This window comes from Paenibacillus sp. 1182 (assembly GCF_017833915.1).
Taxonomy (GTDB): Bacteria; Bacillota; Bacilli; order Paenibacillales; family Paenibacillaceae; genus Paenibacillus; species Paenibacillus polymyxa_D.
Genome location: NZ_JAFICR010000021.1, coordinates 36,870 through 48,705 on the forward strand (window position 1 = coordinate 36,870; position 11,836 = coordinate 48,705).

Here is an 11,836-nt window from a genome sequence, read left to right on the forward strand (position 1 = left end):
AGTGGGTGAACAGACGTGGCTTCAGGCATGCTTATATATGATTCAATGATTTATGTTTTTGCCCTGAGCCTTCTGTTTGTATTCTCGGATGGGATTCGTCGCAATGCGAATGCTAAACGGACAGGTACAGGGCTTCTTGTTGTCGTTCTGGTGCTCCAGCTTGCTTATATGGGGATAAGAACCTGGAATGAAGGGCACCTTCCTATTTTCGTGACCTACGATTTTCTATTTCTGTTTTCAGTTATTTTAGTGCTGATTTCTTTGATTTTGACACGTTATCAGCGTTCCGAATTTGCGGTATTGCTGCTTAATATTATTAGTTTTGCAGTGCTGGTGCTCAACAATATATGGATGGAGCCTCTCGACAATCCACTTGGAAATTGGCATACCGTGCATGGGCTGCTCCTGATTCATATTGCGCTGGCTAATCTTGGTTTTGTAGCGATGACGGTAGCAGCTGTATTTTCGGGGTTATATCTGTTTTTGCATCGTAAATTGAAAGTAAAGAAATGGAATGACACGATCAGACGCCTGCCGAGTCTGGAAATGATGGATCGGTATACGCATATGGCGCTGTTGATTGGTACTCCTTTGCTGGGAGTCTCTATTGTAGTTGCCGTTATTTCTATTATTGCTGAGGAACGCTGGCTTCTCTTGCTAGATACCAAGGTGCTGATGACAGCGATTGCCCTGTGTGTGTATATTATATTTTTAGTGAGCAAAAGATTGAATCAGCGTTCAGGGCTTGTGATGGCAAAGTGGGCATTGGTGGGCTACACGCTATTGATTCTTAATTTTTTGCTGAATTCCTGGTCTGTATTTCATCAGTGGACGGGAGAGTGAAAAGCCATTTGCAGCATTTTGTCCCGATTTCGTTGAATTGTAACAATAAGATCTGTTGTATTGTAGGCGGCGGCAGGATTGCGGAACGAAAGGTTAAGGGGATGATGGAAAGTGGGGCGTCCATTACCCTCATTAGCCCGAATATAACGCCGGATTTACAGGTCCTGGCCGATCACAAGCAGCTCCACTGGGTAAATCGCGTATATCGCGAGGGTGACCTCCAGGGAGCCTTTCTTGTATATGCCGCTACGAACCAGAGAGAAGTGAATAATAAGGTTGCGCATGAGGCCAGACAAAGGGGTATACTGGTAAATGTGGCGGATCGCTCGGAAGAGGGAGATTTTATAACGCCGGGCATCATCCGACGAGGGAGACTGACGATTAGTATCTCTACAGAAGGGGCAGGCCCCGCTGTGACCGCTGATATTACATCAGCCTTGGATACGTTGTTTGGTAGCGAATACGAGCCATATCTGGATTTCATGCACGATATGCGACAGATCATCAAACGTAAGATAAGTTCCCCACAGCAAAGGACTAAACTACTGAGGCGCTTGGCGAGTAGCGGAATTTTGGATCAAATACGCCGTCATGAATTTATGGCTTGGACCGAACAACAAATAGACCTGTGGATTGCGCAAAATCAGGAGGAATAACATGCGAACAATTGTGGTAGGCAGCAGACAGAGTGCGCTGGCGTTAACTCAGACCGGGCATGTCATTGAAGATTTGAACGCGCTATGCGCGGAGCATGGAATGGATTTGCAATTTGTCGTAAAGAAAATCCTGACCAAGGGTGATCGAATATTGGATGTAACCTTGTCCAAAGTGGGTGGCAAAGGGCTTTTTGTCAAAGAGATTGAACAGGCCATGCTGGCTGGTGAGATTGATATGGCAGTACATAGTATGAAGGATATGCCTTCCGAATTGCCGGAAGGGCTTGTCAACGGCGCTGTACCGCGTCGTGAGGATCCACGTGATTGCCTGATCACATTGGGCGCCGAGAGCCTGGAGGATTTGCCTCAAGGGGCAAAGGTGGGCACGAGTAGCCTGCGCAGAGCCAGTCAAATCAAGTCCATGCGACCTGATCTACAATTGGAGCCTGTGCGTGGGAATATTGATTCCCGTCTGAAAAAGCTGGAGACGGAAGGTTTTGACGCTATCATTTTGGCGGCAGCAGGTTTGCATCGGATGGGCTGGAAAGATCGAATTACATCCTATATACCGGAAGAAGACTGTTTGCCGGCGGTTGGGCAGGGAGCGCTGGGTATTGAATGTCGCGCGAGTGATGAAGAGCTATTGGCCTTGCTGCGCCTTTACAACGACCGGGATACCTCGGCTACCGTTGCGGCAGAACGAACCTTTTTGGGCGTGTTAAATGGGGGGTGCCAAGTGCCGATCGGGGCTCATGCCGTCTGGGCTGGTCAAGAAATCAGCCTTACGGGCATGGTAGGCTCGCCAGATGGCGAGGTTATTTTGAAGGAAACGCTCCAGGGAAATGATCCGCAAAAGCTGGGAGAAGCGGTGGCGGCCAGTTTGATAGCCAAAGGAGCAGAACAGATTCTGGCGCAGGTGAGGGGATGATAGCATGGCAGGAAAAGTATATTTGGTAGGTGCAGGACCCGGAGACGCAAGATTAATTACGGTCAAGGGTTGGGAATGCATTCAATTGGGCGATGTCATTGTGTACGACAGACTGGCAAGCCCGCGCCTCTTGGGATTGATGAAGCCAGGGGCCCAAAAAATATATGTTGGAAAGTTGCCAGATCGTCACACTATGAAGCAAGAGGAAATTAATCAGCTGTTGGTGGATTTGGCCTTGGAAGGAAAAACAGTTGTTCGTCTTAAAGGGGGAGACCCTACTATATTTGGACGAGTCGGCGAGGAAGCCGGGCTACTGCGTAAACATGGTATTTCCTATGAAATTATACCCGGCATCACATCAGCAATCAGTGTGCCCGCCTATGCGGGGATTCCAGTCACACACCGGGATATGGCCTCATCGCTATCTATCATTACAGGTCATGAAAGTCCGGATAAACTCGACAAAAGTATTCATTGGGATAAAGTGACGAACGCAACGGGCACACTGATCTTTATGATGGGTGTAGCAAAGATTGGCTATATCAGTGAACAGCTGATAAAACACGGCAAGCCATCAAATACTCCTGTTGCCTTGATCCGCTGGGGAACCCGTGCCGAGCAGGATACGCTGGTGGGTACGCTTGCGGATATTGAAGCTAAGGTGAAGGCTGCGAATTTTCAGCCTCCCGCCGTCATCGTTGTCGGAGAAGTGGTCAATCAACGTGAACAGTTAAAATGGGCTGAGGACATGCCTTTGTTTGGCAAGCGAATTTTGGTTACTCGCGCGCGTGCGCAGGCCAGCAGTCTGGTCCATCGGATAGAAGAGCTTGGTGGCGAGCCTTATGAATTTCCAGTTATTCAGACGGTCGCCCCTTCGGACGAGCCAACCAAACAGGAAATTAAAGAGGCATTTGCGCGACTGCCAGAATATGATTGGGTGTTTTTTACCAGCGTTAATGGAGTGGAATACTTTTTCACGCACTTAAAGGAACAGGGCAAGGACGTACGTATGCTGTTCAAAGCGCGTATTGCCGCAGTCGGACCGGCTACAGCAGCCGCGCTTCGGACGCACGGAATTGTGGCAGAACAGATCGAGGGCCCATTTCAGGCAGAGGGCTTGCTCGAAGGATTTGAGCAGGATTTGCAGGCAGGGCAGAACGTATTTCTCCCAAGAGGTGATCTAGCTCGGCCGTGGCTGCCAGAAAAGCTGAGGGAGATGGGACTTCATGTGACCGAGGCTGATTTGTATCAAACGGTGCTAGCAGCCAACACACAGGATGATGAACTTCTCAAGCTGCTTCAGGAGCGTGCCATTCATGCGATTACGTTTACCAGTTCCTCAACTGTAACCTTTTTCTTAGAAGCCCTCAGACAAATGGGGATCCATGATCCGGTGTCGCTGCTGGAGGGAGTTACGATTGCTGTGATAGGTCCTTTGACCGGTGAGACAGCTACCCAAGCCGGCTTGACTGTAAGTTTTATGTCAGAGAAGGCGACCATTGAAAGTCTGATCCAATCGTTGTGTGAGTGGAAACGTTCAAGTACTGTTATGACATTATAATTTTTTTGTTTTTACTAATGAATGTATAAAAAATGGAGGTTTGTAATCATGAGTGTTCCTTTTACCAGACATCGCCGTTTGCGCCAGTCGGCTGCAATCCGCAGTATGGTGCGTGAGACCGTATTGAATCCCACTGATTTTATCCAACCGATCTACGTAACATTTGGCACTGGGGTGAAACAGGAAATTAGCTCTATGCCAGGTGTATACCGTTTTTCTCTGGATCGGCTGGAGGAAGAACTGAAAGAGATTAGTGAGCTCGGCATTCCCGCTGTGCTCCTATTTGGCATCCCAGAAACCAAAGACAGCGTAGGGACTTCGGCTTTTGTGGACGATGGTATTGTTCAGGAAGCTACTCGTCTGATCAAGTCGCGTTATCCCGAACTGCTGGTTGTGGCTGACACTTGTTTGTGTGAGTTTACGGACCATGGACACTGCGGTATGGTGCACATGCATGAGCATGATGGTGAGGTATGCGGTGAGGTATTGAATGATGAATCTCTGGAGGTGCTGGTACGTACAGCTGTATCTCAGGCCAGAGCTGGTGCAGATATTATCGCGCCATCTAATATGATGGACGGTTTTGTACAGGCGATTCGGCAGGGGTTGGATCTAGAAGGCTTTTCACATATTCCAATTATGTCGTATTCCGTCAAATATGCGTCTGCTTTTTACGGTCCTTTCCGGGAGGCCGCAGATTCTGCGCCGCAGTTTGGTGACCGCAAATCCTATCAGATGGATCCTGCTAATGCACGTGAAGCATTGCGAGAAGCAGAATCTGATGTGCTGGAGGGGGCAGATATGCTGATGGTGAAGCCTTCCCTTTCTTATCTTGACGTAATGCGCACGATTAAGGATCAATTTGATCTGCCTATGGTGGCTTACAACGTTAGTGGTGAATATGCCATGGTCAAGGCAGCGGCTCTTCAAGGCTGGATTGATGAAAAAGCAATGGTGCTAGAGATTTTGACAAGTATGAAGCGTGCGGGTGCAGATATGATTATTACCTATTCGGCCAAGGATGCGGCAAGATGGTTGAAGCAATAAGTCTATTTTCAGAAGATAGGAGTGGTCAGAATGATCGACGAACAACGAACAGTGCGCAAGGATACGAACTCCAAAGTAGCCTTTGATGAGGCAAAACAATACATTCCGGGTGGCGTAAACAGCCCGGTACGGGCTTTTAAATCTGTTGGAATTACACCTGTGTATATCGACCATGGCGAAGGATCGCGCGTATATGATATTGATGGTCAATCCTATTTAGACTATGTATGTTCATGGGGACCGCTTATTATGGGCCATGCACATCCCGAAGTGGTTAAAGCTTTACAGGCTGCTGTTGTAAAAGGAACCAGCTTCGGCGCACCAACGTTGGCAGAAACCGAAATGGCCAAGCTCGTATGTGAGCGTGTTCCTTCTATGGACATTGTACGTATGGTTAACTCCGGTACTGAGGCGACTATGAGTGCGATTCGACTCGCACGCGGATTTACGAGCCGTAGTAAAATTCTTAAATTTGAGGGATCATATCACGGTCATGCGGACAGCTTGCTGATTAAAGCAGGCTCTGGTGTTGCCACATTAGGCTTGCCCGATAGTCCCGGTGTGCCTGAAGTTGTGGCCACCCATACCATCACTGTCCCTTATAATGATCTAGCTTCGGTGAAGCTAGCTTTTGAGAAATTTGGCGAAGAGATTGCCGCAATTATTGTCGAGCCAGTAGCAGGCAATATGGGAGTTGTACCGCCACAGCCTGGATTTTTGGAAGGTTTGCGTGAGGTAACCCAGCAGTACGGAAGTCTGCTGATTTTTGATGAAGTGATGACTGGATTCCGGGTTGGACTTCATTCGGCTCAAGGTCGCTTTGGTGTGACACCGGATCTTACCTGTTTGGGTAAAGTGATTGGTGGTGGACTCCCTGTAGGTGCTTACGGCGGACGTCGTGATATTCTGGAGCGGATTGCTCCATCGGGGCCCATTTATCAAGCGGGTACGCTTAGCGGAAATCCGCTGGCTATGGCAGCAGGTTATTCGACACTTAAATTGCTGACGCCAGAAGTATACGATCGCTTGGAAGAGCGGGCAGCACGACTTCAAGCCGGATTCGAACGTAATGCGAACGAGCTAGGTATCCCTGTCACGATCAATCGCGTGGGTTCCATGGTTTGTCCATTTTTTACAGAAGAAAAGGTTGTCAATTTTGATACAGCTAAAACGAGTAATCAGGACCACTTCCGTCGTTACTTTACTGAAATGGTGAATGAGGGAGTCAGTGTAGCACCATCTCAATTTGAGGGTATGTTTGTATCGGGCGTGCATACGGTAGAGGATATTGATGCCACCATTGAGGCGAACTATCGCGCGCTCAAACGTCTATGAGCTGGCAAGGTGGCTGGAAAAGAAGAGGACCGTGGCTGGAAGTCACGCCAGGACGGGAAATCACAGACGGGGAAAAAAACAGCGCTGATGCTGTAGATCAGTGGTTGCTGAATCGTTTGGAATTACCGGAAAAGCTGTGGCGCAGACTGCGCCATGATAAAGAGATTGAACTTACAGGGGACCGGCTGCGGCTGGCCCTTTTTCCTGTAATGAACCTTGGCATCACCCCTCGCTGGTATGATTTGAAGGTACTGTATGAAGATGATTTTTGCCTGGTAGTACATAAACCAGCAGGTATGGCAGTACATCCGGACGGTGGTGTGCAGGATGGTCCGCTGACGTTGGATCATGCTGTCGCATCCTACTATGAGATGAATGGCATTCATGCGGTGGTACGGCATGTACATCGTCTGGATGTGGATACGACGGGCCCAGTGCTATATGCCAAAAATGAGTTTGCGTTGCTCAAGCTGGACGAGCAAATGAGAGCTAAGGATATCGACCGCCGGTATGTAGCTTTGGTACGAGGGAAAGTACCTCCATCGCTGCGAACGTTGGATTGGCCGATTGGCAAGGACAGGCATCATAAGCAGCGCCGTCGTGTATCTCCGACTGGGCAGAAGGCGGTTACCCATATTGAACTCGGGGAAGTATGGGGAAGCGGTTCAAGTGCAGTGAGTCTCGTATATCTGACGCTGGAGACAGGACGGACGCACCAGATTCGCGTACATCTTAGTCATGCTGGCTACCCGTTGCTTGGGGATGTATTATACGGGGGGCGTGCTACTGATTTTGGCAGGCAGGCGCTACACGGAGAGTGTCTTACCTTCTGTCATCCGCTGAGTGGCGAAACGATTACTGTTGAGGATGCTTGGCCGGATGATTTTCAAAAGCTGCACAAACAGCTATAAAAGATGGCATGCCTTCTATTTTGGCGCATATACTTGAACCTAGAAACGGTTTGCAATATGGAGTTTCCGTGCGCCTGACCAGAAGTCAGAGGATGTGCGGAGACTGCCCAAAGGAGGATGCCATCCTTGAACAAACAACAGAATGATCAGCCGCAAGGCTTGCGTTTTGATATTTATGAACGCATTCATTTGACGGAGGAAGCTGCCGGGATTGCTGAGTTGGAGGAAATCGAGCTTCTGCCACGCATTCAGGTTGTAACCCACGACGACCATGCCGCTTTGCGAGGGCATTTGCTGCTGGAGGGCGTGTACCGCACACCTGAACAGTTCACGAGCGAGCTTCATCATTTGATCCCTGTGGAAATTACCATTCCGCTAAACCGCGTAGGGAGATTGGAAGATATCTCTGTCGAGATTGAAAATTTTGATGTAGACCTGCTTTCTTTACGTAGTCTAAACATTACAGGCGTTCTTTCTTTGCATGGTGTGGAAAGCTCGCACGCGGAAGAGACGGCGGTCTGGTTGGATGAGGAATTTACCGTAGTGCATGCACCTGAGCATCCGGTTCAATCCCTTTCCGCCGATGAAGAGTATCGTCAGGCAGAGGCCTATTCTACCAATGATTCTACCAATGATTCGACCTCTGATTACGTTACAGATCCTGAAACCTCCTACAGTGTGCCAGTACAACAGGAGTCCGTTTCCTGGGAACAGCTGTCTGAGGACCAAGGGGAACAGCAATCATCGTCGGAACAGCAAGCTTATGAGCCAGCAGTAGATCCTAACCGATTCTATGAGCCTTGGACGGGCAAAGCAGTTGAAGATAACTCTCCCGAGGTCAAACATGAGCATGGGTCTCCGGAAGTGTGGGGATTTCAGCAAAAGGAAGCATGGGCAGGGGGAAATGAGTCCAAAGTATCTTCCGCATCTCCTAATGTAAATTATGACCCTTTGCTGTCTGAACCGCATCCTGCTACGGAGTCCGAGGTCTATCTGGAGCCACAGTTGGAAGCGAGTCAAGTAGATAGCTTCGACTTCAGGCCTGAAGCGTCAGAACAGGTGAATCACGAGGCCCATGACACTTTTACTGAGGATAAGCCAGAGATGCGTGTGGCGCTTAACAGTAAAAAGGATGAAGAGGCAGACGAGCCAGACCCGGTTGTCTACTCATCATTGCTCCAATCCAGCCGTTCGGTGAAAGAAGCGGAATACCAGCAGCAATTGGAGCAGGAGCCGCAGGATCAGAAAGCCGAAGAAGAGCGGGAGAATGCCAAGTGGAAGAACCTTTTTTTTCATACACAAGATGAAACACCTTTTCGTAAGGTGCGGTTATGCATAGTACAGCGCGAGGATACACTGGAAACCATAGCTGACCGTTATCAGCTCAGCACGCGTGAGCTTCAACTGTATAACAGATTGGCGGAGCATCATGTGGAAGAAGGACAGGTATTGTACATCCCTTGATCCGGTTGCTGAAAAATGCACAGCGGGTGTTGACTATAGTCAATGGGAAATGTATGATGTGGTATAGTTATTGAAAGACTGAGATCGGGAAGAGTAGGCAGCAAGCCCTTCAGAGAGTGGAATTGCAGCGCTGTGAGGTTCCGCAGGAAGCTACTGGCCGAAGTCACCCGGGAGTCGCCTGTTTGAACGGTTCCTCATTTAATTCCTACGGAAGATAAGAGGTTCACGGTAGAATAAGGCCGGTCCGCAACCGTTATCTGCATAAAGTGTCACACCATGTGTAATGGATCAGTGGATACATACACTAGGGGTGAAACAAAGGTGGTACCGCGAGAGAACAGCCTTTCGTCCTTTGAGGATGAAGGGCTTTTTTTATTTGCCAATTGAAAAATCATGGAGGTATCCTGATATGTCAGAACAAGACAACAAGACAACCTTGGAAATGCCAACAACGTACGATCCAAAATCAGCAGAACAAAAATGGTACAAAACGTGGATGGAGAAGGGCTATTTCCGCGCTGGGCAACATCCAGAGGCAGAGCCTTTTACAATCGTTATTCCACCACCGAATGTTACAGGTATGTTGCATATTGGACATGCTCTTGACTTTACTTTGCAGGATATTATTATTCGCGCCAAGCGGATGCAGGGCTATGATGCCTTGTGGCTGCCAGGGGCAGACCATGCGGGTATTGCTACCCAAACAAAGGTAGAGCAAAAGCTGCGTGAAGAAGGCCTGACACGTTATGATTTGGGCCGTGAGAAGTTTTTGGAGAAAGTGTGGGAGTGGAAGGATCTTTATCTAGATAATATCCATAACCAATGGGAAAAGATGGGCTTTTCTCTCGATTATTCTCGTGAGCGTTTTACGCTGGATGAGGGACTGTCCCAAGCGGTACGCGAGGTATTCGTTAAACTGTACAAGAAGGGTCTGATTTATCGCGGTAAACGCATCATAAACTGGGACCCTGCTGCACGTACTGCATTATCGGACATTGAGGTGGAATACAAAGAGGTGAACGGAAATCTGTATCACCTGCAATATCCACTGAAAGACGGTAGCGGATTTATTACGGTAGCCACTACACGTCCTGAAACGATGCTGGGCGATACAGCTGTAGCTGTACACCCGGAAGATGAACGCTACAAGCAAATGATCGGCAAAACGCTTGTGCTCCCAATCATCGGACGGGAAATTCCGGTCATTGCGGATGATTATGTTGATAAAGATTTCGGTAGCGGCGCGGTTAAAATTACACCGGCTCACGACCCGAATGACTTTGAAATGGGACAACGTCACCAGCTGCCACAAATTACGGTGATGGACGAAACGGGAACGATGAATGCCGAAGCAGGCAAATATCAAGGCCTTGATCGCAGCGATTGCCGTAAGCAAATCGTCGCTGATCTGAAAGAGCAGGGCGTACTGATTCGTATTGAAGAGCACGTACATCAAGTAGGCCACAGCGAGCGTACAGGTGTAGTTGTAGAACCTTATCTGTCCACACAATGGTTTGTGGAAATGAAGCCTCTGGCAGCTAAAGCCATTGAAGTGCAGAAGGCTGGCAACGGGGTAAACTTTGTACCGGATCGCTTTGAACGTACTTATCTGCATTGGATTGAAAATGTGCGTGACTGGTGTATTTCCCGTCAATTGTGGTGGGGACACCGTATTCCGGCTTGGTACGATGAGGATACCGGAGAAGTTATTGTATCGGCGGAGGACCCTACAACTTTGCCTGAGTATGCTGGCAGAAAGCTAAAACAGGATGAGGATGTGCTGGATACTTGGTTCAGCTCGGCTTTGTGGCCGTTTTCGACACTGGGCTGGCCTGAGCAGACAGAGGACCTCAAACGCTACTATCCGACTAATGTCTTGGTTACAGGCTATGACATTATTTATTTCTGGGTATCGCGTATGATTTTTACAGCACTCGAGTTTACGGAAGAGATTCCGTTCAAGGACGTACTTATGCACGGGTTGGTTCGTGATGCGGACGGTAGAAAAATGTCCAAATCCCTCGGCAACGGTGTTGATCCGCTCGACGTGATTGACCAATATGGTACCGATGCCATGCGTTATATGATTTCCACCAGTAGCACGCCTGGGCAAGACCTTCGTTTCCGCTGGGAGCGGGTGGAGCAGGCCCGCAACTTTGCCAATAAAATCTGGAATGCGTCACGCTTTGCGCTGATGAATCTGGAAGGCGTCACTTCGGCAGATATAGACATTACTGGTGACCTGAGCACCGCTGATCGTTGGATTCTGCATCGTCTAAACGAAACTTCACGCGACATCACGCGTCTAATAGATGCTTATGAATTTGGCGAGACAGGCCGCCTTCTGTATAACTTTATTTGGGATGATTTGTGCGACTGGTACATTGAGTTTGCGAAGCTTTCCCTATATGGCGACAACGCAGATGCGAAAAAGAAAACGCAGTCCGTACTTGCATATGTATTGGACCGGACGCTGCGCATGATTCATCCGTTCATGCCGTTTATCTCTGAGGAAATATGGCAGCATCTTCCACATGAGGGAGAAACGATTACACTGGCCGCTTGGCCTGTTTATGATCCGGCTTTTGAGGATAAGGATGCAGTTGCAGAAATGAATTTGCTGATCGACGTAATTCGCGCTGTGCGCAATATCCGTGCTGAAGTCAATGTGCCGATGAGTAAAAAAATTGAGTTGCTCATAAAACCCGGCGATCAAGCCGTTCTCGATATCATTAACCGCAATGGGGAATATGTGCGTAGATTCTGTAATACGTCTGAATTCGACGCGGGATTAGAGTTCACCGTTCCAGATAAAGCGATGACATCTATAGTTAGCGGCGCAGAGTTGTACCTGCCGCTGGCCGGACTGCTTGATATTGCCCAGGAAATTAGCAGACTGGAAAAAGAACTTCAGCATTTGAACAGTGAAGTGGAGCGCGTGGAGAAAAAGTTATCTAACCAAGGCTTTGTGGCGAAGGCACCAGCTAAAGTCATCGAGGAAGAGAAGGCCAAGCAAGCCGATTACTCAGATAAGCGCGCTAAAGTTATCGCACGTATTGAAGAACTCAAGGGATAATTTCACTCACAATAA

The 11,836-nt window shown here is 48.6% G+C and carries 9 protein-coding genes; all 9 read left to right on the top strand.

Features of this window, described 5'->3' with window-relative positions:
- Nucleotides 1–15: 15 nt before the first annotated feature.
- Nucleotides 16–843, top strand: coding sequence for a cytochrome c biogenesis protein CcsA (ccsA, locus tag JOD82_RS27565; RefSeq protein ID WP_029518408.1), 828 nt, complete (start codon nt 16–18; stop codon nt 841–843).
- Nucleotides 844–851: 8 nt separating this feature from the next.
- Nucleotides 852–1,499: a precorrin-2 dehydrogenase/sirohydrochlorin ferrochelatase family protein gene (locus JOD82_RS27570; RefSeq protein WP_069011260.1), complete on the top strand. Its 648-nt coding sequence runs from the start codon at nt 852–854 to the stop codon at nt 1,497–1,499.
- 1 nt (nt 1,500) lies between these two features.
- Nucleotides 1,501–2,427 carry a hydroxymethylbilane synthase gene (hemC, locus tag JOD82_RS27575; RefSeq protein WP_209950328.1) on the top strand — a complete coding sequence of 309 codons (927 nt, stop codon included), beginning with the start codon at nt 1,501–1,503 and terminating at the stop codon, nt 2,425–2,427.
- Between the two features lie 4 nt (nt 2,428–2,431).
- Nucleotides 2,432–3,988 carry a uroporphyrinogen-III C-methyltransferase gene (gene cobA, locus JOD82_RS27580; RefSeq protein ID WP_209950329.1) on the top strand — a complete coding sequence of 519 codons (1,557 nt, stop codon included), beginning with the start codon at nt 2,432–2,434 and terminating at the stop codon, nt 3,986–3,988.
- 48 nt (nt 3,989–4,036) lie between these two features.
- Complete coding sequence (gene hemB / locus JOD82_RS27585) at nt 4,037–5,035, top strand: porphobilinogen synthase (protein ID WP_069011262.1); 999 nt, start codon at nt 4,037–4,039, stop codon at nt 5,033–5,035.
- 30 nt (nt 5,036–5,065) lie between these two features.
- Nucleotides 5,066–6,370 carry a glutamate-1-semialdehyde 2,1-aminomutase gene (gene hemL, locus JOD82_RS27590; protein WP_069011263.1) on the top strand — a complete coding sequence of 435 codons (1,305 nt, stop codon included), beginning with the start codon at nt 5,066–5,068 and terminating at the stop codon, nt 6,368–6,370.
- Entirely contained in the window at nt 6,367–7,281 is a 915-nt protein-coding gene (locus tag JOD82_RS27595) for an RluA family pseudouridine synthase (protein WP_209950330.1), read from the top strand. The genes hemL and JOD82_RS27595 overlap by 4 nt, the downstream gene beginning before the upstream one ends.
- Nucleotides 7,282–7,407: 126 nt before the next feature.
- Nucleotides 7,408–8,745 (top strand): LysM peptidoglycan-binding domain-containing protein, encoded by a 1,338-nt coding sequence (locus JOD82_RS27600; protein WP_209950331.1) that lies wholly within the window; start codon nt 7,408–7,410, stop codon nt 8,743–8,745.
- Nucleotides 8,746–9,154: 409 nt separating this feature from the next.
- The gene (locus tag JOD82_RS27605; protein ID WP_029518416.1) at nt 9,155–11,821 is read left to right on the top strand and encodes a valine--tRNA ligase; all 2,667 of its coding nucleotides are present in this window, start codon (nt 9,155–9,157) and stop codon (nt 11,819–11,821) included.
- The last annotated feature ends 15 nt before the right edge of the window (nt 11,822–11,836 follow it).

Bases quoted from the DNA above. Each gene is read 5' to 3' on its own strand.
- cobA (WP_209950329.1), top strand. From the start codon at position 2,432: ATGGCAGGAAAAGTATATTTGGTAGGTGCAGGACCCGGAGACGCAAGA.
- hemB (WP_069011262.1), top strand. From the start codon at position 4,037: ATGAGTGTTCCTTTTACCAGACATCGCCGTTTGCGCCAGTCGGCTGCA.
- hemC (WP_209950328.1), top strand. From the start codon at position 1,501: ATGCGAACAATTGTGGTAGGCAGCAGACAGAGTGCGCTGGCGTTAACT.
- JOD82_RS27595 (WP_209950330.1), top strand. From the start codon at position 6,367: ATGAGCTGGCAAGGTGGCTGGAAAAGAAGAGGACCGTGGCTGGAAGTC.
- JOD82_RS27605 (WP_029518416.1), top strand. From the start codon at position 9,155: ATGTCAGAACAAGACAACAAGACAACCTTGGAAATGCCAACAACGTAC.
- hemL (WP_069011263.1), top strand. From the start codon at position 5,066: ATGATCGACGAACAACGAACAGTGCGCAAGGATACGAACTCCAAAGTA.